At 71.2% G+C, this 22,273-nt stretch carries 20 protein-coding genes; 14 read left to right on the plus strand and 6 right to left on the minus strand.

From position 1 onward, the window contains the following. The first annotated feature begins 133 nt into the window (after positions 1 to 133). The 6 genes from M2157_RS06420 to M2157_RS06445 all read left to right on the plus strand — a co-directional run bounded on the left by M2157_RS06420 (position 134) and on the right by M2157_RS06445 (position 3,808). Entirely contained in the window at positions 134 to 1,144 is a 1,011-nt protein-coding gene (locus M2157_RS06420; protein WP_280860814.1) for a Ppx/GppA family phosphatase, read from the plus strand. 30 nt (positions 1,145 to 1,174) lie between these two features. After that, entirely contained in the window at positions 1,175 to 1,345 is a 171-nt protein-coding gene (locus tag M2157_RS06425) for a hypothetical protein (RefSeq protein ID WP_280860816.1), read from the plus strand. A gap of 45 nt (positions 1,346 to 1,390) precedes the next feature. Continuing rightward, positions 1,391 to 2,404, plus strand: coding sequence for an iron-containing redox enzyme family protein (locus tag M2157_RS06430; protein ID WP_280860817.1), 1,014 nt, complete (start codon positions 1,391 to 1,393; stop codon positions 2,402 to 2,404). Next, positions 2,405 to 3,100 (plus strand): HemK2/MTQ2 family protein methyltransferase, encoded by a 696-nt coding sequence (locus M2157_RS06435; protein ID WP_280864696.1) that lies wholly within the window; start codon positions 2,405 to 2,407, stop codon positions 3,098 to 3,100. Then, positions 3,081 to 3,290 (plus strand): CDGSH iron-sulfur domain-containing protein, encoded by a 210-nt coding sequence (locus tag M2157_RS06440; protein WP_059204229.1) that lies wholly within the window; start codon positions 3,081 to 3,083, stop codon positions 3,288 to 3,290. The genes M2157_RS06435 and M2157_RS06440 overlap by 20 nt, the downstream gene beginning before the upstream one ends. Before the next feature lie 137 nt (positions 3,291 to 3,427). Then, positions 3,428 to 3,808 (plus strand): STAS domain-containing protein, encoded by a 381-nt coding sequence (locus M2157_RS06445; protein WP_280860819.1) that lies wholly within the window; start codon positions 3,428 to 3,430, stop codon positions 3,806 to 3,808. Positions 3,809 to 3,942: 134 nt separating this feature from the next. Here M2157_RS06445 and M2157_RS06450 read toward each other — a convergent pair whose 3' ends face one another. Further along, the gene (locus M2157_RS06450) at positions 3,943 to 4,374 is read right to left on the minus strand and encodes a protease inhibitor (RefSeq protein ID WP_280860820.1); all 432 of its coding nucleotides are present in this window, start codon (positions 4,372 to 4,374) and stop codon (positions 3,943 to 3,945) included. A 322-nt stretch (positions 4,375 to 4,696) separates the two neighbouring features. On the opposite strand from M2157_RS06450, the gene M2157_RS06455 reads away from it, so the two are divergent. From M2157_RS06455 to M2157_RS06465, 3 genes are all read left to right on the plus strand, one after another. Then, a complete protein-coding gene (locus M2157_RS06455; RefSeq protein WP_280864697.1) occupies positions 4,697 to 5,260 on the plus strand; it encodes a hypothetical protein in 564 nt (187 codons plus the stop codon). Positions 5,261 to 5,363: 103 nt separating this feature from the next. After that, a complete protein-coding gene (locus tag M2157_RS06460; RefSeq protein WP_280864698.1) occupies positions 5,364 to 6,071 on the plus strand; it encodes an alpha/beta hydrolase in 708 nt (235 codons plus the stop codon). A gap of 58 nt (positions 6,072 to 6,129) precedes the next feature. Next, positions 6,130 to 7,299: a lactate 2-monooxygenase gene (locus M2157_RS06465; protein WP_280864700.1), complete on the plus strand. Its 1,170-nt coding sequence runs from the start codon at positions 6,130 to 6,132 to the stop codon at positions 7,297 to 7,299. Positions 7,300 to 7,341: 42 nt separating this feature from the next. Here the strand turns inward: M2157_RS06465 and M2157_RS06470 are convergent, their stop codons facing one another. The 3 genes from M2157_RS06470 to M2157_RS06480 form a co-directional block, all read right to left on the minus strand. Next, complete coding sequence (locus tag M2157_RS06470; RefSeq protein WP_280864702.1) at positions 7,342 to 8,958, minus strand: ricin-type beta-trefoil lectin domain protein; 1,617 nt, start codon at positions 8,956 to 8,958, stop codon at positions 7,342 to 7,344. 492 nt (positions 8,959 to 9,450) lie between these two features. Then, positions 9,451 to 9,828 carry a toxin Doc gene (locus tag M2157_RS06475; protein ID WP_280864704.1) on the minus strand — a complete coding sequence of 126 codons (378 nt, stop codon included), beginning with the start codon at positions 9,826 to 9,828 and terminating at the stop codon, positions 9,451 to 9,453. A gap of 3 nt (positions 9,829 to 9,831) precedes the next feature. Further along, positions 9,832 to 10,077 (minus strand): hypothetical protein, encoded by a 246-nt coding sequence (locus M2157_RS06480; protein ID WP_020117150.1) that lies wholly within the window; start codon positions 10,075 to 10,077, stop codon positions 9,832 to 9,834. A 151-nt stretch (positions 10,078 to 10,228) separates the two neighbouring features. On the opposite strand from M2157_RS06480, the gene M2157_RS06485 reads away from it, so the two are divergent. The 3 genes from M2157_RS06485 (at position 10,229) to M2157_RS06495 (ending at position 13,500) form a co-directional block, all read left to right on the plus strand. Further along, positions 10,229 to 10,951, plus strand: coding sequence for a 2OG-Fe(II) oxygenase (locus tag M2157_RS06485; RefSeq protein ID WP_280864706.1), 723 nt, complete (start codon positions 10,229 to 10,231; stop codon positions 10,949 to 10,951). A 111-nt stretch (positions 10,952 to 11,062) separates the two neighbouring features. After that, complete coding sequence (gene sigJ, locus M2157_RS06490) at positions 11,063 to 11,974, plus strand: RNA polymerase sigma factor SigJ (protein WP_280864708.1); 912 nt, start codon at positions 11,063 to 11,065, stop codon at positions 11,972 to 11,974. After that, positions 11,971 to 13,500 (plus strand): cytochrome bc complex cytochrome b subunit, encoded by a 1,530-nt coding sequence (locus tag M2157_RS06495; RefSeq protein ID WP_280860828.1) that lies wholly within the window; start codon positions 11,971 to 11,973, stop codon positions 13,498 to 13,500. The genes sigJ and M2157_RS06495 overlap by 4 nt, the downstream gene beginning before the upstream one ends. Here M2157_RS06495 and M2157_RS06500 read toward each other — a convergent pair. Further along, entirely contained in the window at positions 13,445 to 15,688 is a 2,244-nt protein-coding gene (locus M2157_RS06500) for a glycoside hydrolase family 9 protein (RefSeq protein WP_280864709.1), read from the minus strand. The two genes, M2157_RS06495 and M2157_RS06500, sit on opposite strands and share 56 nt — an antisense overlap. A gap of 147 nt (positions 15,689 to 15,835) precedes the next feature. Then, positions 15,836 to 18,931 carry a glycoside hydrolase family 2 TIM barrel-domain containing protein gene (locus M2157_RS06505; RefSeq protein WP_280864711.1) on the minus strand — a complete coding sequence of 1,032 codons (3,096 nt, stop codon included), beginning with the start codon at positions 18,929 to 18,931 and terminating at the stop codon, positions 15,836 to 15,838. A gap of 258 nt (positions 18,932 to 19,189) precedes the next feature. On the opposite strand from M2157_RS06505, the gene M2157_RS06510 reads away from it, so the two are divergent. Both M2157_RS06510 and M2157_RS06515 read left to right on the plus strand, forming a co-directional pair. Next, positions 19,190 to 21,562: a SpoIIE family protein phosphatase gene (locus M2157_RS06510; protein ID WP_280864713.1), complete on the plus strand. Its 2,373-nt coding sequence runs from the start codon at positions 19,190 to 19,192 to the stop codon at positions 21,560 to 21,562. A 32-nt stretch (positions 21,563 to 21,594) separates the two neighbouring features. Then, on the plus strand, positions 21,595 to 22,242 hold the full coding sequence (locus M2157_RS06515; protein ID WP_280860832.1) for a DUF4232 domain-containing protein: 648 nt from the start codon (positions 21,595 to 21,597) through the stop codon (positions 22,240 to 22,242). Positions 22,243 to 22,273: the final 31 nt, after the last annotated feature.

Below are 22,273 nucleotides of genomic sequence, written 5' to 3' on the forward strand. Positions count from 1 at the left end.
AGACGGCGGCCCCTCTCGCGGTGTGCGCGCGTACGGGCGGCATCGACACGGTGTGCCGGGCCGGTGGCCGAGAGCGACGCCCCGACCGGACGTCTGGCGTTGGAGGCGGTCGTCCGTGGGTACCCCCAGGGCCATGCGGATAAGCGTGGTGGATGTGGGATCGAACACCGTCCGGCTCGTGGTGGCGGACGCCGAGGGCGGGGTGCCACTGCCGGTGCACACGGCGAAGTGGCGACTGAGACTCTCCGATCATGTACGGCCGGGGGGCCCGGTGCCCGAGGAGGCCGTGGAGCGGCTGGTGGAGGCGGTGGAAGGGGCGAGCCGTACCGCCGCCAAGTGGGGTGCGGCCGGTCCCCTCGCCTTCGCGACCGCCGTCGTACGGTCCGCGCCGAACCGCCAGGAGGTGCTGCGCACCGTCCGTACGCGGACCGGCATCGGGCTGTACACCCTGCCGGGCGAGGTGGAGGCGGAGCTCACCTTCCTCGGGGCGCGGCGCTGGATGGGCTGGCGCTCGGGGCCGCTCGCACTGTTCGACATCGGCGGCGGGTCGCTCGAAGTCGCCTTCGGACGCGGCCGGTTGCCGGACTACGTGGCCTCGCTGCCGCTGGGCGCGGGCCGGCTGACCCATGAGTTCTTCGAGGGACAGGACCCGCCGCCCCTGGAGGCGGTGCGGGCACTGCGCCGCAAGGTGCGCCACCAACTGCGGGACGTGGCGTCGCGGATCCGCTGGGAGGGACCGCGCACCGCGGTGGCCACCTCGCGCACCTTCGAGCAGCTGGGGCGGCTGTGCGGAACCCCGCCCGGCCGGCGCGGGCCGTTCGTGGAGCGGCGGATGCACCGCGCCGATCTGCGGGAGGCCATCGAGGCTCTGGCCGCCCTCCCGGCCGCGCGGCGGTCCGAACTGCCCGGCATCTCCGCGCCGCGCGCCGCGCAGAGCCTGGCCGGTGCGGTGGTCGGGCACACGGCGATGAAACTCACCGGCGTCAGGACCGTCACCATCTGCCCCTGGGCGATCCGCGAGGGGGTACTGCTGCGGCACATCGAGGACGGCGCCTCCTGGTGGGCCGAGATCGCCCGCCGCAACGAGGAGCACACCTCTCCCCCGGAGCCGGTCCCCCTGCGCATCGCGACCGCCACGACCTGAACGAAGAGAAGGAAGGAAGAGGAGACAGCCGTGCCGGAGAAGAAGCAGAAGCCGGACACCGCCCTGGACGAGGTCCTGCACGAGTTCGAGGACGCCGAGAAGCGCGTCCAGGACCCCGACGGAAAGCGCGGGCACAGGGGTGAGGCAGCAGACGCCACCACCCCCAGCACCCGGGCCCAGGAGGAGTCCGAGGGCGAGTGACCCGGGCAGGCGGGTGACCTCCCGCTTCACGGGTACCCGGGGCGAATGGATCACGATCGCCAAGAACCTCCGCTGCCGCCGGCCCGGGGCCCGGTCTCCGCCGCCGTGCAGGAGTATCTCCTCGGCGCCGGACCGCTGCCGCGTCACGAGACCGTCGCGGGCGCGGACGTGTACGGCGACGACCTCCAGCTCGCCCTCTACATCTGCTACGAACTGCACTACCGCGGCTTCTCGGGCGTCTCCTCGCACCACGAGTGGGACCCCGGGCTGCTGCGCACCAGGGCGGTCCTGGAGCACCGCTTCCTTTCCGCCCTGCGCACGGACACCCCGGTCCACGACAGCGTCGAGGACGCGCTCGCCGGGCTTCTCGTGGAGCCGGTCGACGGCACCGGAGTCAGCCATTTCCTGAGCAAGGAAGGCGAACTGTGGCACGTACGCGAGTACGCGGCCCAGCGCTCGCTCTACCACCTCAAGGAGGCCGACCCGCACGCGTGGGTGCTGCCGCGGCTGTGGGGCCGGGCCAAGGCGGGCATGGCGGCGGTGGAGTTCGACGAGTTCGGCGGTGGCCGCCCCGACCGCGTCCACGCCCGCCTGTTCGCCGAGCTGATGACGGACCTGGGCCTTGACACCACCTACGGGTATTACCTGGAGGCGGCCTGTGCGGAGATGCTCGCGACGGTGAACCTCATGTCCCTGCTGGGCCTGCACCGCAGCCTGCGCGGAGCTCTCGTGGGCCACTTCGCAGCGGTCGAGATCACCTCCTCGCCCGGCTCCCGGCGCCTCGCCGAGGCGATGCGCCGCACCGGCGCGGGACCGGCCGCCGAGCACTTCTACGACGAGCACGTCGAGGCCGACGCCGTCCACGAACAGGTCGTACGCCACGAGGTCATCGGTGGTCTGCTGGCCGAGGAACCGCACCTCGCCCCCGACGTCGCCTTCGGTATCGACGTCACCGGACATGTCGAGGACCGTCTCGGCGAGCGCCTGCTGCGCGACTGGACGGCCGGACGCTCGTCACTGCGCACACCCACGCTTTCCGAAATTCACCATATTTCCTGAATGTCGGGGTACTGGGGCAGCGTGAGATCACTGATTCCCCCTCTGACCCTTCCCGGTGTCTACGTCCCTCAGGAGGACACCGAGCTGCTGGCCGGGGCTCTGTCCGAAGAACCGCTGCCACCGGGGGCGCATGTACTGGACGTGGGCACCGGGACCGGTGCCCTCGCTCTCGAAGCGGCGCGCCGGGGCAGCCGGGTCACCGCGGTCGACGTGTCATGGCGGGCGGTGTGCACGGCCCGGGCGAACGCCTGGCTGACCGGCGCAGCGGTCCGGGTCCGGCGCGGGAACCTCTTCCACCCTGTGCGGGACCAGTCGTTCGACCTCATCCTGACCAATCCGCCGTACGTGCCGGCGCCGACGGGCGTCCGGCCGCCGCGCGGAAGGGCGCGGGCCTGGGACGCGGGCCACGACGGGCGGTTCGTGCTGGACCGCGTCTGCCGTGAGGCACCCGCCCTGCTGCGCCCCGGAGGGGTGCTGCTGATCGTGCACTCCGAACTGAGCGACTCCGGACGGACGGTGGGGCATCTGCGCGCGGCAGGCCTCAAGGCCGCCGTGACCCGCCGTCGCCGCATCGCGTTCGGACCGGTGCTGCGTACCCGGGAGGAATGGCTCCGCGAGCACGGTCTGCTGCCCGCCGACGCCGCCCACGACGAAAAGGAAGAGCTGGTGGTCGTCCGTGCCGAACTCCCCCTCTGACTCCGACCGACCGCGTCGCATCCGGGTCCAGCACCGGGGGCCGCTGCTCGTGGAGGGCCCCGTGGAAGTGGAACTGGAGGACGGCAGCACCGTCGTCTCCGACCGCTTCCGGGTGGCCCTGTGCACCTGCCGGCGCAGTCGTCGCTACCCGTGGTGCGACACCAGCCATCGGGAGCGGACCCGCTCTTAGACAAGAAGTCAATGCAATTGAGAAAAATTCACCGGGCCGAGTGAACCAGATCTTGCGGACCGCACTGGATGGATGCTCCACGCCGCTGCGGGGTAACTACCGAGATCGAATGCGTCCCTCGCCGAGGTGGAGCGGCCATGACGCCGGAGTCCGACGACCGCGCTCCCGAAACGCCCGCGGCGAACCCGTATGCCCGCACCCGGTTGGACGGCGGCTGCACGGTGGTGGAGGCCGCCGGCGAGATCGACCTCGCGACGGCGGGCTTCCTCTCGGAGCACCTGGACGCGGCGACCGCGACCGGTCGGCCCGATGTGCTGGTCGATCTGCGGCAGGTGGAGTTCTTCGACTGCTCGGGCCTGCGGGTGCTGTGCCGCGCCGAGTCCCGGGCGCGAGAGCGAGGCGGGCGGCTGCGCGTGGTCACCGACTGTCCGCGACTGCACCGGCTGCTGCGCGCCTCCGGCCTGTGGCGCCGCTTCCCACCACTCCTCGAGTTCCCGGAGTTCCCGGAGAAGGCGTGACCCGAGGGTCCGGCGGACGGCCCCACTCCGTCCGCCGGCCCTCGGTGCGGGATCACGGGGTTCCGTGAGAGGGGCGGCACTCCCCAACTGCGGGCCCCTCGGGCAGGTCACGGGCACCACGCGACCCCGGTCTCTCAGAACGCGAAGACGCTCGTCCCGTAGGAGCTCTTCACGCACTCGTTGGCGAAGGTGCGTTCGTAGGAGACGCGCTTGCCCCGCCATACGCCGTCGACCGTGACCACCACGGGGTCGTACTCCCTGGTGCACAGAGCGTCGGATCTGGCCCCCAGTGCGTCGAAGTCCCCTCCCACGGTCCGCAGTTCGGCGCAGGCCAGGGGCGCTGCCGGATGGGTGCCCGAGGAGGTCGGGGCGCAGGTCAGGGTCACGGCACGTTCCGGGGTGACAGTGGCGGCACTGTCACCGTGGCCGAGGGTGAGCACGAGGGCCGAGGGAGCGTAGAGGCCCGAGGCGGCGGCCGGTTCGGCGAGGGCGGCCCCGGTCAGGGGTCCGCAGACGGCGGTGGCCGTGAGGCCGAGGGTCGCTGCCCAGCGCGCGGTGTTCCGCATTGTGTGCATCCTTCCGCTGGATTCGAGGGTGTGCCCTCCGACTCGGTCGGTGCCGGAGCGGCGAGCGTGAGTCTGCCGAGTCCTGGCCCGAACTTCACATCGACCCCACAGCTTTCAGTAACCTTGCGTGTTGAATCAGTGGCGTGAAGTCACATCATCCGAACAGCTGAGCCCCTCAACCGGGCGGTTCTTGATCGCCCGATCCGGCCGGATGGCCTGAAAACCCCGCCTGGGCAATAGGCCTGAAACATTCCGCTTCAGCCGTCAGCGCACACCGTCACCACCTCTTGCATTCCCGGAGCAACGGAGTAATCGTCATTACATGATTACTGACGAGCAACGAGAGAAGCTGCGCGGCTGGTTCACCGGCCGGTTGCCCGACGGCCTCTTCGAGGCCCTGGTCGAGGTGGTCGTCGACCGCGAGGAGATCACCGTGATCGGCCGCATCCCCGGCCCCCGGCTCGCCGAGGACGTCTCGGCCGCCGAGCGGGAGGCGGCGGTACAGGGCAGGATCCAGGAGTTCCGGGAGCGCACCCGGGAGGAGCGCATCGAGGTCGCCGGCGAGGCCGAGCACAAGTTCCGGCGGAAGGTGTCCTGGGGCGTGGAGTGCGACGGCGAGCGTGCTCTGTTCACGCATGTGGCGGCGCCCGTCATGACCCGGCTGCGCCAGCCCGAGCGCCAGGTCCTGGACACCCTGATCGCCGGCGGGGTCGCCCGCAGCCGCAGCGATGCCCTCGCCTGGTGCGTCCGGCTGGTCCAGCGGCACACCGACGACTGGCTCGCCGAGCTGCGGGACTCCCTGGAACACGTCCAGCGGGTGCGGGAGCGGGGGCCGGACACCGAGGGGGTGGCAGATCCCTCCACCGGGGACCCGGAGGACGGATGACCGCACGGCTGGAACCGGCGGGGCATGACCGCGTGGTGGGTGTCCGCGGTGCTGTTCCTGACGCTGCCGCGGGCCTTTCGGTGCCCTCGGCTACATTGCGGGCATGACCAACTTCGTACTGGTGGCGGGCGCGAGGCTCGGAGCGTCGGCGTGGGACGAGGTCGCGGCCGAGCTGAGCGCGGCCGGGCACGAACCCCGTCCGCTGACGTTGTCGGGCCTCGCCGAGAAGCGGGGCGTGCCCGCGGGACAGCAGACACATGTGCGGGACATCGTCGACGAGGTGGAGCGGCTGGACCTGCGCGAGGTCGTGCTGGTCGGGCACAGCTACGCCGGCATACCTGTGGGACAGGCCGCCGAGAGGATCGGCGACCGGCTCGCGCGGGTGGTGTTCGTGGACTCCAGTGTGCCCGTCGACGGGGAGTCGTTCCTGTCGGGATGGCCGAGCGACCACGTCCGCAAGGCGATCGAGGAGAACGACGGCTTCTGGCTGCCGGTGGGCCCGGAGCACTTCGCCGGCCAGGGCCTGACGGACGAGCAGATCGCCCGGATCATCGACCGCTCGTCCCCGCACCCGGGCGCGACGCTCACCGAGCCCGCCGTCCTCACGCGTCCCCTGGGCGAGCTTCCGGCGACCTACATCAAGTGCCTCCTCGACGACGAGGAGCCGATGCCCGTCGTGGCCGAGCTGCTCAAGAGCCAGCGCTGGGAACTGGTCGAGATGGACACCGGCCACTGGCCGATGTTCTCCCGGCCCCGGGAACTGGCCCGGATCCTCGCCGAGTCCGTCTCGGCCTCGCCCCTCCCCTCCTGACCAGCGCCCGCCCGCGGATATCGTCGGCGCACCCGACGACGAGAGGCGGTTCGGACGGATGGCCAAGCACTGGGCGGACTTCCAGTACGAGATCTACCTGAGCGGGATGTCGGGCGCTGTGCCCCGGCTGCCCACCGACCTGACCCGCCTGGAGGAGCTCACCGAGCAGCGCCTCGGCCCCGGGCCCGTGGGCTATGTGGCGGGCGGTGCGGGTGACGGCAGTACGGCGCGGGCGAACCGGGTGGCTCTGGAGCGGCGCCGGATCGTCCCGCGCATGCTCCGGGACGTCCACGAACGCGACCTGTCCGTCGAGGTGTTGGGGCGTGCCCTGCCCGCCCCGCTGGCGCTGGCGCCGGTCGGCGTCCTGTCGATCATGCACCCGGACGCGGAGTCGGCGGCGGCCCGGGCAGCGGCGGCACAGGGCGTGCCGTACATCCTGTCGTCCGCCTCCAGCACGCCGATGGAGCAGGTCGCCGAGGCGATGGGGGACGCCGAGCGCTGGTTCCAGCTGTACTGGCCGAAGGACCCGCAGGTGGCGCTGAGCTTCCTGAGCCGGGCCAAGGCCGCCGGGTTCACGGCCCTGGTCGTCACCCTGGACACTCCGCTGCTGTCCTGGCGGCCCCGCGATCTCGACCAGGCGTATCTGCCGTTCCTGCACGGCGTGGGCACCGCCAACTACTTCTCCGACCCGGCCTTCCTGGCGGGTCTGGCCAAGCCGGTGCACGAGGATCCCAACGCGGCCGTGCTGCACTTCGTCGGCATGTTCGCGGACCCCGGCAAGACCTGGCCCGACCTCGCGCTCCTGCGGGAGAACTGGGAGGGACCGATCGTCCTCAAGGGCGTCCTGCACCCGGACGACGCCCGCCTCGCCGCCGACGCCGGGATGGACGGGGTCGTGGTGTCCAACCACGGCGGCCGCCAGGTGGCCGGGTCGGTGGCGGCGGCCGACGCGCTGCCGCGGGTGGTGGAGGCGGTCGGTGACCGGCTCACGGTCCTCTTCGACAGCGGCATCCGCACCGGGGACGACGTCTTCAAGGCCCTCGCGCTCGGCGCCCGCGCGGTGCTCCTCGGGCGGCCCTACGTCTACGGCCTCGGCCTGGACGGACAGCCGGGCGTCGAGCACGTGATCCGCTGTCTGCTCGCGGAGCTGGACCTCACGCTCGCACTCTGCGGACACGCGACTCCGGCGACGGTCGGCCCCGACGACCTCGTGGAGGGCCCCGCCTGAGGGAGGCAGGGAGGCCTCCGTGAGCGGAGGCCCCCCTGGTTCCTAGATCCGCTCCGTGAGCTCCGCGGGCCGGGCCTGCGGGCCCTCGCTCCCGGTGACGGACAGCGACCCGGGGCCGGCGCTGGAGACCGGGTCGGTCAGCCAGCGCTGCTGGTCGGAGTGGTCGCGGACCTTCACGACGACGTCGGCGCCCGGGTCCTCCGTGGTGGAGGCGAGGGCGAGCTGCTCGTCCCAGCGGGGCAGTAACTCCCCCTGCACGGTGAGGTCGTAGCGCACGTCGTCGGCCCGCTTCGTCTTCTCCCTCGCGCAGGTGCCGAGGATGACCACGCCCGCGTCCCCGCGCGAGTCCAGGCACAGCTGCGGATCCGCCTCGCTGCGCAGCAGACCGTCCTTCTCGTACGACCACTGCTGGGTCCGCTCCGTCGAGCAGGCCGCCAGTTCGGTCCCTGCGCCCTCCTTCGCCGTGCCCCGGACGTCCAGGCAGAGGTCGGCGGCGGCGTTGCGCAGCCGGGTCACGGCCGGTGCGGTGGGCAGCTGGGCGGTGCCGGGCGTCTGCGTGTCTGCGCCCGGGGCCGTGTTGCCGCCGGTGGCGCTGGTGGAGGCGGCCGGGTCGGCGCCGCCGTCGTGCGACCACAACCCGGCGGCGAGCATGGCCGCGAGGAGGCCGGCGGAGGTGAGGCCCACTCCGGTGAGCAGCGTCCGTGAGGACCGCAGGCCCCCGCCCTCGCCGGGAGCGCGGCGGCCGGGGGTGGGTAGGCGCGCGAGGAGGCGGCGGCGTTCCGCGCCGTGCCGGCCGGTGCCCCGGCTGCGGGCCTCCGTCCGGGGCGTACGCCCGGCGCGCAGTTCGAGATAGCGACGGGCACCCCAGCCGAGCACCGCCTCGGCGATCAGCACGCCCAGGCCGCCCTCGAAATGGCTCAGTTGTTCCGCGGCGGAACGGCAGTAGCGGCACTCCGCGAGATGCTGCTGGACATCCGGGAGCAGGGCGCCGCCGCGGCGAATCGGAACGTCGAGGAGCCGGTTGTAGAAGCGGCAATCCTTGGTCGGCGCGAGTTCCCGATGGGCATGTACACATCCTTCACGGAATTTTTCACGCGCCTGTTCGAGGGCCGCCGACGCGGTGTCGGTCGCCATGCCGAGGAGTGCGGCGGGCACGACAATCGACTCCGCCTCCACCTCGGTGTGCCACAGCAGGCAACGGGCGAGTCCGGGAAGGGACTGGAATGACCGCTCGGCGAGCTTGCGATTTTCGGGCGTCATGGACTTCGCGGCCCGCATACCGCGGCCGCCGTTCGGTTTCACCAGGTCCGGCAGAACATCGGTGATCCGGTCCTCGGCCGTCCACTCCCTGACCGTGTCCCGCACGGCCACGAGGGTTCTGGGACGCAGCGCGAGAGCCGGTTCGCCGAGCGCCAGCCGGTCCAGGACCTGGTGGAAGGCGGCCGCGGCCACCATGGAGGCGGTCTCGGACGAGGAGGCGAGGCAGATGACCGCGTACTCGTGCGCCGGTTTCCAGTGGCGCGCCATGAGGAGCGCCACGGACTTGGCGGCCTCGCCGTCGGGACGGCCTCTGAGCCGGGCGGCGAGATCCTCGTCGGATTCTCCGGAGGCACCGCCGGGCGGCGGGTAAGGAGGGAGCGGCGGGTGGGGGGTTGGCACTGAGCGGATTCCTTCCCACAGGCATGGGACTCACAGAAGTTCTCGTTGCCGAAAAGAAGTGCCGAACGGGGCATCCCTTTTGGGCGCGGGCGTGGGAAGCACGAATTCGCCGACGCCCCTCCGCCCCGGTTCCCCACGGGACGAATGCGACCCGGCCCTTGCCCCCCACATAGGTGGTTCACCCTTGCACAAGTCACTCACGGCCAACAAGGGCACCTGAGCAACATCCGCGCCAATTGAAAGACAGTCAGAGGGAGTCGCAACTGCGTGCGCTCGCACCGGCTTTCGACATTCCATGCGCCCCGTGTGAAACCCGCGCACGCGCCGGAGCGCCACGCACGCTCCCCCCGGGCGGCGGCCGGTAGTCCACTGGAGGCGGCCCTTCTCGGAGGCCCCGCGCGGGACGGCGGCTCTCCCGCGCGAAACCCCGGCCGCCGACCCCTTCCTCCCGCCCTCGGTCGGCGGCCCCGGGGGCGGGACGGCCGTGCGGCCTCAGATCTGCCAGGAGCGCAGCCGGTCCGCCGCCCCGTACACATCGGTCTTGCCGGAGATCAGATCGCGGGCGAGGTCGACGAGGACACCGTAGGGCGGGTCGATGCCGACGCCGCTGACGAACATGTAGGCCACAGCAGTGGCGCAGGCGAAACGGGCGTTGGCCGCCGGTAAGGGCTTGAGCAGGGCCAGGGTGTGCAGAAGGGCGGCGGCGCGCCAGGCGGGGTCGGAGTCGACGCCCAGGCGGGGCGGGTCGACGCGATGCCGGGCGACGGCGGCGACGAGGGCCGAGAAGTCGTTGATCGTGGGCTGGTCGGGCAGGACCTCTTCATGCCGCTGAAGCAGCCAGGGCACGTCGATGTGGACGACGGAAGCCATCGGTCAGCCGACCCGCCCCGCGCCCCTGGCGGCCGGTTCGTCCTCCGGGAAGGCGGCGGCGAACTCGTCGGCGTGGGCGGAGAAGAACCGCCGGAACGCTTCCGCGCCTTCCTGCAGGGCCCGGTGCCGGGCGATGTCGGCCGCGGCGGCCTCCCGCACGAGGGCCTTCATCGACGTACCGCGCTCCTTGGCGATCTGCCGCAGGTCCTCTAGCTCGCGATCGCTGAACTCCACGTTGAGAGCTGGCATGCCTTCACGGTACCGCGCGGGTACTCAACCGTAAATATCCGCAGGTCAAGCCACCCATCGAGCGGTACCGAAGGGGTGGGAGCACGGTGTCCGATTCCCGCCGGACGCGCGACGACGGACATCGCACACTCGAAGGTGAGGAGGAAACGACATGACCGTCACCCCCGACCTGGCCGCCGCCCGGGTCGCCAAGACCGACTGGGCCGCCCTCGCCGCCGAGTTGGACGCGCACGGCTGCGCCCCGACGGCACCGCTGCTGACGCCCGCCGAGTGCCGGGACCTGACAGCGCTCTACGAGAAGCCGGAGCTCTTCCGGACCACCGTGGACATGGCACGCCACCGCTTCGGATCGGGTGAGTACCGCTACTTCACCCATGACCTGCCCGCCCCGGTGTCCGCCCTGCGCGCCGCGCTCTACCCCCGCCTGCTGCCCGTCGCCCGTGACTGGGCGGCCCGGCTCGGACGCCCGGCACCGTGGCCGGACTCCCTGGAGGAGTGGGTGGAGCGCTGCCACGCGGCCGGGCAGGACCGTTCGGCGCAGATCCTGCTGCGCTACGCGCAGGGCGACTGGAACGCGTTGCACCGGGACGTCTTCGGCGACCTGGTCTTCCCGCTGCAGGTGGTGGTCGGGCTCGACGAGTACGGCACCGACTACACCGGCGGCGAGTTCCTGATGGTCGAGCAGCGTCCCCGGGCCCAGTCCCGGGGCACGGCGACCGTCCTCCCCCAGGGCCACGGCGTGGTCTTCACGACCCGGGACCGGCCGGTGCGCAGCAAGCGCGGCTGGTCGGCCGGGGCGATGCGGCACGGCGTGAGCGTCGTGCGCTCCGGCCGGCGGCACGCGCTCGGGATCGTCTTCCACGACGCTTCCTAGCCGCCCCGCCCGGCCCGATGAGGCGTGGGTCACATTCCGGCCGTCGGATGTCACATTCCGGCGCCCTGCAGGCCTCGCAGTAGTGAGCGCGCTACTGGGAGGCCACACGACATGTCCGAGATCCCCGTTCCCGACACCGAAGAGGCGACCGGTGTCTTCGTCGAGCACCGGGAGCTGTTGTTCGGCGTCGTCTACAACATGCTGGGCAGCGTCACCGACACCGAGGACGTGCTCCAGGACACCTGGCTGTCGTGGTCGCGCCGGGGTGCCGGCGGGATCGACAACCCACGTGCCTATCTGGTCCGGATCGCCGTCAACCACGCGCTCCAGCGGCGGGCCGTGGTCAACCGCCGCCGCGAGACGTATGTCGGCCCGTGGCTGCCCGAGCCCCTGGTGACCGACGAGGCCGGCGCCGACGACCCCGCGCTGCGCACCGAGTCCGTGTCGCTGGCGATGCTGGTGGTTCTGGAGTCGCTGTCCCCGCTGGAGCGCGCGGTGTTCGTGCTGCACGAGGTGTTCGGTTACGCCCACACCGAGATCGCCGAGATCATCGACCGCACCCCGGCCGCCGTACGGCAGTTGGCACACCGCGCGCGGGCCCATGTGCACGCCCGACGCCCCCTGTACGAGGCCCGTCCCCGGGTCCGCCGGGAGGCGACCGAGCGGTTCGTGCGGGCCGCCGTAGGCGGGGACATAGCGGAGCTGATGGAGATCCTCGCGCCGGACGTGACGGTGTGGACGGACGGCGGCGGCATGCGCAAGCAGGCCCTGCGTCCGGTGCACGGCCGGGAGAAGGCGGCCCGGCTGCTCAACGGGTACGCGAAGCGGGGCGGGGCCGGGGGCCTGGGCCTGGAGTTGCGCTACCGGCGCGTCAACGGCGACGACGCGGCTGTGCTGTTCGACCACGACTCGCCGTACGCGGTGATCGTCCTGGACCTCACACCGGAGGGCGACCGGGTCTCGAACCTCTTCGTCGTGACCAATCCCGACAAGCTCACGCATGTGCACAAGGAGGAGGCGTGACTGCCGTGGAACGCCCGGCGGAGCCGGGGAAGGGCGAGCGGCTGTCCGGCTGGCTCGACGGACGGCTCGGCACCCGCACACTCGGCGCCAAGTACCTGCGCAAGGTCTTCCCGGACCACTGGTCCTTCCTGCTCGGCGAGATCTGTCTGTACAGCTTCGTCGTGCTGATCCTGACCGGGGTGTGGCTGACCCTGTTCTTCCATCCGTCGATGAACGAGGTGACGTACCACGGCAGTTACACGCCGCTGAACGGCGTGCGGATGTCGGAGGCGTACGCCTCGACGCTGGACATCAGCTTCGACGTACGCGGCGGGCTGCTGATCCGGCAGCTGCACCACTGGTCGGCCCTGATCTTCGTCGCCGCGATGCTCACGCACATGATGCGGCACTTCTTCACGGGCTCGTTCCGCAAGCCGCGCGAGGTCAACTGGCTGTTCGGCTGGTCACTGCTGTTCCTGGGCCTGTTCGAGGGCCTCTTCGGCTACTCGCTGCCGGACGACCTGCTGTCGGGCACGGGCCTCAGGTTCGTCTACGGCGCCACCCTGTCGGTGCCGATCGTCGGGACGTATCTGGCGATGTTCCTGTTCGGCGGGGAGTTCCCCGGCCATGACATCGTGGCCCGCTTCTACTCGCTGCACATCCTGGTGATCCCCGGCATCATGGCGGCGCTCGTGGTGGCCCACCTGATCCTGGTCGTGTATCACAAGCACACTCAGTTCGCGGGTCCCGGAAAGACCGAACGCAACGTGGTCGGGACACCGTTCTTCCCGGTGTACCTGGCGAAGGCCGGCGGGTTCTTCTTCCTGGTGTTCGGGGCGCTCACGCTCATCGCGGCGGTGGCGAGCATCAACCCGGTCTGGTCGTACGGCCCTTACCGCGCCGACCAGGTCTCCACGGGCGCCCAGCCCGACTGGTACCTGGGGTTCGCGGAAGGCCTGGTGCGGGTGATGCCCGGCTGGGAGGTCACCCTGTGGGGGCACACGCTGATCCTCGGAGTCCTGATACCGGTCGTGATCTTCCCGCTGCTGCTGGTCTTCATCGGCGTCTACCCGTTCCTGGAGGCCCGGTTCACCAAGGACAAGCGGGAGCACCACCTCCTTGACCGCCCGCGCAACCGTCCCGTCCGCACGGCGATCGGCGCGTCGTGGATCAGCCTGTACCTGATCCTGCTGGCGGGCGGCGGCAACGACATCGTGGCGACCCGGCTCCATCTGTCGATCAACGCGGTGACGTGGGCCGTGCGGATCGGGATGTTCGTCGTCCCGGCGGTCGTCTTCGTCGCCACCCGGCGGATCTGCCTGGGTCTGCAACTCCGGGACCGGGAGCTGGTGTTGCACGGCCGGGAGACCGGTGTGATCAAGCGGCTGCCGCACGGTGAGTACGTCGAGGTGCACCAGCCGCTCGATCAGGCCCGGCTCCACACGCTCACCGCGCACGAGCGGCCCGGTGAGCTGGTGGAGCACGCGAACGTCAGCCTTGATCCGCCACGAAGGACGCCATCCGGGTCAGAGCGGAGTTCCAGTTGATGGTGTGCTCGTTGGTCGACCAGGACTGGATGTCGTCGATGTAGCAGAACTGGCCCGTGCAGCCCTGGAGTTTGCTCTGTGCGTAGGGGTCCTGGATGCCCGAGTTCGGCCCGCCGGCGAGGGTGCCCCTCGGCGGGTTCGGCATGCTCGGGTCGAGCTGGTGGGCGTACCAACGGGCGTGCTGGTTCTGGGAGTTGACCTCGCCGTAGCCGGTCACGTACGAGATGTTCAACGCGTTGCGCCCGAAGATGTAGTCGATGCCCTGGAGGGCGCCGTCACGGTACTTCGTGGCGCCCGTGATGTCGTAGGCGGTGGCGATGACGATCCCGTTGTGCAGGATCTGGTGGTTGGAGCCCCAGTCGTAGAGGTTGCCTTCCGGGGCGTACGGCATGCCGTACGGGTGGGCCTTCAGCGTGGCCAGGTAGCGGTCGGCGCCCTTGGCGACCGACTGGCGCACCTTGTCCCGGCCGGGCAGTCTGCTCGGCACGGTCGCCAGGTCCAGACGGGCGGCCGCGGCCGTGCGGGCCCAGTCGTAGCCGACGGGGCTGAAGATGTCGGCGGTGTGGACCGGCGAGGCGAGCACGTGGTCCTGGAACGCCTTCTCGCCCGTGGTGAGATACAGCTCGGCCGCCGCCCAGTAGAACTCGTCGGTGACGTTGTTGTCGGCGTAGGTGCCGCCGCCGATGCCGTCGCTCTCCGAGGCGTACAGGTCGGGGTGGGCCAGCGCCGCGGTCCAGGCCTTGCGGGCGGCCGCCAGGGCCTTCGCCGCGAACGCCTTGTCGTACGGCTTGTACAGGCGGGCGGCCTGTGCGGCGGTCGCGGCCAGGTTCAGGGTCGCGGCGGTGGACGCCGGGTGCAGTTCACGCTTCTGCGGGTCGTCGCTCGGCATGAGCGGCAGGCCGGTCCACTGCTCGTCGTGGATCTTGTGGTGGGCCATTCCGGCCAGCGGCTGCCCGTCCGGTACCTGCATCTTGAGGAGGAAGTCCAGCTCCCAGCGGGCCTCGTCGAGGATGTCGGGCACCTTGTTGCCGCTCTCGGGGATGGCGAGGGTGCCGTCGCCGAGTTTCGCGGGCTCTCCGGTGCGGGCCAGCAGCTCGCGCTCGTACGTGCTCAGCACCTCCCAGGTGGAGATGCCGCCGTTCACGACGTACTTGCCGTGGTCGCCGGCGTCGTACCAGCCGCCGGTGACGTCGAGGGTGTAGTCGCACACCCCCGGCTGGCAGGGCACGTCCTTGTCGCCCTGGTTGGGGGCCGTGTTCACGTGCCCGGCGGCGCGTCCGTAGCCCGGGCGCAGGTCGTCGCGGATCGCGATGCCGCTGCGCTGGGTGTAGTAGTACTTCGCCGCGTCGAGCCGGAGCTGTTCGTAGGCGCCCGTGCCGATGTCGAAGGGCCGGCTGGCCTCGCCGTCCGCGACCAGGGTGAGGCCCGCGCCGCGCTTGTTGTAGGCGCCGAAGTCGATGGAGTGGACGTTCTGCCCGGAGGAGACGTCGGTACCGCGCGGCACGGTCCAGCCGTGGGCGACGACGGTGCCGGAGGCGCTCTTCAGCTGCCAGGGCAGCTTCGCCGTGGCGTCGGTGACCAGGGTGGCGTTCTTCGGCCCGGCGGGCAGATAGGCGACCTGGTTGACGCGCACGCGCGGTCCGGTGTCGGGCTCGTACACCTCGGGCGGGACCCCGCCCAGCAGGGACACATCGTCCATGCAGAAGCGGAACGGGTCGGCGCTGCCGCCGAGTTGGAAGCCGACCTGGCCCTGGGCGGTGTCGACGGGCGAGGTGAACGTGTAGGAGTAGGAGTTCCCGGAGACGCTCAGCTGGGGGCTCACCTCGAAGTAGGTGTCGTAGGGCGCCACTTGCAGCCCCACGATCGCCCGCAGGACGTGCCCTTCGGGGGAACCGTTCGCGGTGAAGGAGAACTTGTACGACTGCCCCTTCACCAGGGCGACGTCGTTCTGGCCGACGGCGGCGTCCCAGCGGTTGGCGGTGCCTCCCGGCACGTCCGCGCACAGCTGCCCACCGGACAGGCCCGCGGTGACGTTGCTGGTCGTCCACCAGGGCTCGGTGGTGGTGTCGAACGTGCCGTTCTTGAGCTGCTCGACCTCGTCGGCGGCTGCCGGGGACACGGGCGAGGCCACAAGTGCCGCTCCCAGCAGGGCGGTCAGGGACAACAGGGCGGTCTTGCGTCTGTTCACGTCCGGTCTCCTCGGGGGAGGTACGGGCGGCGCCCACGATGGGAGCGCTCCCAACTGACGGTCGCAGGCCATGTTTGTTGCAGGCATGACACTCCGTCAACGGTCCGGACGGGACTGGTTTCCCGTCCGGACCGCCGCCGGTGGGGGTCAGCTCCCCGGCACCTCCAGCTTGCTGATGCGAACCGCGCCCCTGGTCTCGCCCGGATAGGCGCTGGTCAGCGTGAGCCGGAGCCGGGAGCCGCGAGCGGCGTCGAAGCTGACCACCGTGGGCTCGCCGGAGGCGGTGGCCCAGACGACCGAGACGCCCTCGGCCGGCACATACCGCTTCCCGTCCCACACCGCGGCCTCCACGGCGGCAGGCAGGCTGTGGGTCGCGCTCAGCGTGAAGGAGACCTCCGCCCGGTCGAAGGTCCTGGTCCGTCCGAAGTCCACGCAGACCCAGTCCTCGGCCCTGGCGCCGCTGAAGGCGGGCAGCAGGGCGGTGGCGGCCTTGTTGAAGGCGTTGGACCAACCGGTGGCCGGGTCGCCGTCGAGCATCGCGGCCGGGAGGGTGTCCGGTCGGCCGGAGTAACTCGCGTCCGCGTGCGGGTAGTTCGGGGGTGACGGATGGTCGGGGTTGAAAGCGGCCGGCTCGGTGACGGCGACCGACCGGGACGGGGTGGTACGCACCTTCGCGCTGCCCGCCCGAAGACCCTCCGCGCTCGCCGTGACCTTGAGGACCCCCGGCTCGGTGCCGGAGCGCACGATCGCGAGGGCCTTTCCGTGGAAGGCGGTCCGGGTGGTGGCCTGGTAGCGCTCGGCGCTCTCCTCGCGGCCGTTGTCGAGACCGGCGAGGGAGCCGCCTCTCACCGCGAAGGAGATCAGGTGCTCGGCGTCCGGCACCACCACACCCCGTGAGTCGACGACGTCCGCCGTGACGAAGACCAGCGAACGGCCGTCCGCGGCGAGCGCGGTGCGGTCGGCGGTGAGGCGTACGGCATGGGGCTTGCCGGCCGTGCGCAGCACGTCGGTGGCGACCACCTTGCCGTTCCTGCGGGCCACCGCCTTCAACTCGCCGGGCGCGTAGGGCACTTTCCAGGTCAGATGGAGCTTGCCCGCGCTGCCGTTCGGGCTGGTGTAGCTGCCGGGGTAGGGGCCGTCGGTGAAGGTCTTGTCGTCGCCGGTGGCTTCCGTGGTCTCCAGGTACACCCGGCCGTCGGTGGTCTTCTTGGTGTCGAAGGTCCGGGTGCCGAGGGACGTGCCGTTGAGGAACAGCTCGACGGTGGGGACGTTGGCGTACGCCCACACCTCGACCGTGTCGCCCTCCGCGTGGTTCCAGGTCATCGGAACGAGATGGACCATCGGTTCGTCGACCCACTGGCTGCGGAAGAGGTGGTACATGTCCTTCGGGAATCCTGCGGTGTCGACCGCGCCGAAGAAGGACGCCTTCACCGGGAAGACGTCGTACGGCGTGGGCTCTCCGATGTAGTCGATGCCCGACCAGAGGAACTGCCCGGCGAACCATTTGCGGTCCCGGTCCTTCTTGTGCCCGTACTCGCCGCTCATGGTCCAGGAGGCGAGGTTGTTGTCATACGACGAGGTGTCCCGCCGGCCCGGCGTGTGGTTCTCGCCCGTGTTGAGGTGCTCGGGCTCCTGGTAGGTGCCGCGGGTCGAGGTCTCGGAGGACGACTCGGACTCGAAGAGGAAGAGGTGCGGGTAGGCGGCGTGCAGCTGGTCCACCGACTTGGCCGTGTTGTAGTTGAGACCGAGCCCGTCCAGCTTGGCGAGCATCAGGTCGGCCGCCGAGCCCTTGGCGGGCAGCCGGCGGTACTTGTCGGAGCCGATGATCAGCGGGCGGGTGTCGTCGACGGCCCTGATCGCGGCGATGATCCGGTCGGCCATGGCGAGTCCGGCAGTGGACGTCGAGTCGGGGATCTCGTTGCCGATCGACCACAGCAGCACCGCGGGCGAGTTACGGGCCGCGAGGACCATCTCGGTCGCGTCCCTCTCGCACCACTCGTCGAAGAACCGGCCGTAGTCGTAGCGCGTCTTGCCGGTGCGCCAGCAGTCGAACGCCTCCACCAGCATCACGATGCCCAGTTCCTCACAGACCTGGATCATCTCCGGGGAGGGCGGGTTGTGGGAGGTGCGGAAGGCGTTGACGCCCATCGACTTCATGATGGTCATCTGTCTGCGGATCGCGTCGATGCTGACGGCCGCGCCGAGGGCGCCCAGGTCGTGGTGGAGGTCGACGCCCCTGATCTTGTGGTGGGTGCCGTTGAGATGGAAGCCCTCGTCCGGGTCGAAGCGGAAGGTGCGCAGGCCGAACGGGGTGCGGTAGGTGTCGACGAGTTTGCCGTCGCGGCGGAGTTCGGTCTCCAGGGTGTAGCGGTGGGGCGCCGAGATGTCCCACAACCGGGGTTCGGGGACGGTGAGTTCATGGGTCTCCGTCGCCTTCGTCCCGACCGTGATCGTGGTGGCCGTGCGGGCCACGGTCCGGCCCCGGGGGTCCTTGATCCGCGAGCGGATCTCGACCGGCCCCGCCGTGCCGGACGCGTCGACCACCGAGGTCCGCACCCTGACACGGGCACGCTCGGCGGTGATCTCCGGTGTGGTGACCTGGGTGCCCCAGCGCTCCACGTGCACCGGATCGGTGACGACCAGGCGGGCCTCGCGGTAGATTCCGCTGCCCGAGTACCAGCGGCTGCTGGGGAGCCGGTTCTGCACCTTGACCGCGATCACGTTCTCGGTGGTGCCGTCGGTGTGGAGCAGGTCGGTGAGGTCGAGGGCGAAGCCGGTGTAGCCGTAGGGGTGACGGCCGGCCTCGGTGCCGTTGCAGTAGACGTACGAGTCCATGTAGACGCCGTCGAACTCCACCGAGATCCGCTTCCCGGCGAAGGCGGGCGGCAGGGTGAAGGCGAGGCGGTACCAGCCCAGGCCGCCGGGGAAGAAGCCGGTGCCGCTGGTGGTGCCGTTCTCGGTGGTCGGGGCGAGCTCGATGCTCCAGTCGTGCGGCGCCGCGATCTCGCGCCACCCCGAGTCGTCGTACCCCGGGGCCGCGGCGTCCGTGTACTCACCCGTCGGATCGGTGATCCCGCCCGGGTCGACCAGCGCGAAGCGCCAGCCGTCGCGCAGCGCGACGGTACGGCGGCCGGACGGGTCCCCGGCCCAGTCGGCGGCCTGGGCCACCGGCGTGGCCAGAAGCACGCCCGCGGCCGGTGCGGCCGTGGAAGCGAGCAGAACCGATCTGCGCGTGACGGTCATGGCGGCTCTCCCTCATCAGGGCCCAGAAGTACTCACAACTGATCGTGAACAAACACAATCTGACGGTGAGCCACATGCGGCCGTCAAGGGCGCGGAAAGCGCCTTCTGCCCCGGCCGTCCCCTCGGACGGCCCCTTCCACTCCGCGCGCCGCCGCCTCGTACAGGTGGGATCGGCGTTCACTCGCGGGCGGGACGCACTAGGCTGGAACTCAAGTTACACACCCGTTCACTGTGCGTAGGCACGATGGAGTGGCGACGATGAGGCCGGTGGATCCGTTCGACGATGCCTCGACCGCCCGGGCCGTCATCGACGACCGGGGCGCCGTGGCCAGATGGAGCGCCGGTGCCCGGCGGCTGCTGGGGTACGAGGCCCACGAGGTGCTGGGCCGCCCCGCCGCGCTTCTGCTCGCCGATCCGGATGCCCTGGCCGCCCCCGCCGGCCCGCGCTGGAGCGGCGACCTCGCTCTGCGGCACCGGGACGGTCGCACGGTCTCCGTCCACCTGCTCGCCCTCCGCAGGCCATCGCGGGACGACCGGGCCGACTGGCGGGCCGTCGTCCGGCCCGACCACGCGGAACTCGACCCGCCGGACGACGTGGTGACCGCTGCCGCGCTGGCCCAGTCCCCCTGTCCCATGCTGGTCTGCGACGAGCGGCTGCGCCTGCGGTGGATCAACGACCGGATGTCCGAACTGATCGACCTGCCCGACCACGAGGTCAGGGGACTGAGGATCACGGACATCGGCCTCCGCCGGGAGAACGCGGAGGTCGAGGAACTCCTCGCCGATGTGCTCGCCACCGGGCGGGCACGCGACATCGAGGGGTACGTCCGTCCCAGCGGCCTCGACCGAGCGGCCGGGATGCTGACCCGGGTCGCCCCGCTCACCGACGCCTCGGGACGGGTGCGGGGAGCCTGTCTGACCGGACACGACTTCACTGAGCACTACCTCGCCAGGGAGCGGCTCCAGCTGGTCAACGAGGCGAGCGTGCGCATCGGCACCACCCTCGACGTCACCCTTACGGCCCAGGAGCTGGCGGACGTCTGCATCCCGGCACTCGCCGACTTCGTGAGCGTCGACCTGCTGGACCCGCCGGAGAGCGGCGAGGCCCCGGCCGCGCCCGCCGCGCCGGTCGAGCTGCGGCGCGCCGCCCACCAGTCGGTGGACCCCGGCAATCCGATGGCCGTGGTGAAGCCCGGGCACACCGAGCTGTATCCGGCCACCTCACCGCAGGCCGACTCCCTGGTCGCGGGCCGCACCATCGTCGCCACGGTGGCGTCCGGGCGCCTGGACCAGTGGCTCAACTGGAACAGAACCCGCGGCGAGCGGGTCAGGGAGTTCGGCGTCCACTCCACGATGTCCGTACCGATCCAGGCCCGCGGCCAGACCCTCGGCGTCGCGGTCCTCACTCGCTACCGGCGGCCCGACCCGTTCACCCCGGACGACGTGCTGCTGGCCGAGGAGATCACCGCGCGGGCCGGGATCTGCATCGACAACGCCCGCCGGTTCTCCCGCGAGCGCGAGACCGCCCTGACCCTGCAGCGCAGTCTGCTGCCCCGCTCCCTGCCGCGCACGGCCGCCGTGGAGGCGGCGTCGCGTTATCTTCCGGCGGCGCGGGCCGGGGTGGGCGGCGACTGGTTCGACGTGATCCCGCTGTCGGGGATGCGGGTCGCGATGGTCGTCGGGGACGTGGTCGGGCACGGCATTCAGGCCTCGGCGACGATGGGCCGGCTGCGCACCGCCGTGCGTACCCTCGCCGACATCGACCTGGCCCCGGACGAACTGCTCACCCACCTCGACGACCTCGTCGTACGGCTGTCCGCGGAGGCCGGCAACGAAGGCAGACCCGGCGAGGTCGGGGCCACTTGTCTCTACGCGGTCTACGACCCGGTGTCGCGGCGCTGCACGCTGGCCCGGGCCGGGCATCCGGCGCCCGTGATGCTGACGCCGGGAGGGACGGCACGCGAGGTGGACCTGCCCGCGGGGCCGCCGCTGGGCCTGGGCGGGCTGCCGTTCGAGTCCGCCGAGCTGGCCCTGCCCGAGGGGAGCGTGCTGTCGCTGTTCACGGACGGCCTGCTCGAGTCCCGGGAGCGGGACGTGGACGCCGGTCACGCGCTGCTGTGCGAGGCCCTGGCCGTTCCCTCCGACTCCCTGGAGGAGATCTGCGACCGGCTGCTGCACGCGCTGCTCCCGCCCGGCGGTTCCTCGGACGACGTGGCCCTCCTGCTGGCCCGCACCCTGGGCCTGCCCTCGTCCCAGGTGGCGACGTGGGACATCCCGGCCGACCCGGCGCTGGTGGCGCCCGTCCGCAAGCAGGTCGTCCAGCAGCTGGGTCGCTGGGACCTGAGCGCGGCGTCGTTCACGGCGGAGCTGGTGGTGAGCGAGCTGGTGACGAACGCGATCCGGTACGGCGCCCGTCCCATCCGGCTGCGGCTCATCCATGACGAGACCACGCTGATCTGCGAGGTCTCCGACACCAACCACACCGCCCCGCACCTGCGGCGCGCCAAGACCTGGGACGAGGGCGGCCGGGGTCTGCTCCTGGTCGCGCAGCTCACCCAGCGCTGGGGCAGCCGGCACACGGCCGAGGGCAAGACGATCTGGGCGGAGATCGGACTCCTCGACGAGGAGTGAGCGAACTTCTTCTTCTCCGGGAGTGTGGAGACATGACGATCAGGTCCCTGGGTGTGCGGCGGGCGGCCCTGCTCGCGAGTTCGGTCGCGATGGTCGGTCTGCTGGCGGGCTGCGGCAGCGGCGACGACACGGCTGACGCCCCGCGCACGGAGTCCGGCACCACGACACCGTCCGACGGCACCAGCAGCGCGCCGAGCGGCGTGCCGACCGACGCGGTGAGCAACTCCCTCACCCCGTCCGCACCGCAGTCCCCGGCCGGCGGAACCCGCTGCCACTCCTCGGAACTGAGCGCCTCCGTCGGCCGCAACAACCCGGGCGCCGGGCAGGAGAACTTCCCGGTCGTGCTGACGAACGAGTCGAACCGCACCTGCACCCTGTACGGCTATCCCGGCACCGCCTTCGTCGACGCGTCCGGCAAGCAGCTGGGACCGGACCCGAAGCGCTCCTCCGCCGAGCCCGAGACCGTGAAGCTGACGCCGGGCCAGAGCGCCTGGGCCGGATTGTCCTTCGCCAACCCCGAGGTCAGCGGGGCGGGAACGGCCACCCCTGCCGCCCTCGTGGTGACCCCGCCGGACGAGGAGGACCCGCTGAAGGTGGTGTGGAAGTCCGGAGAGGTCCCGGTGTCCGGCAACGAGTCGTCGGTGCGGCTGATCCCCTTCAGTCCCGGCACCGGAGCCTGACCGGGCGCGGGTCACGGTCGGGGGCACTGAC

Source organism: Streptomyces sp. SAI-127 (assembly GCF_029894425.1).
Lineage (GTDB): Bacteria > Actinomycetota > Actinomycetes > Streptomycetales > Streptomycetaceae > Streptomyces.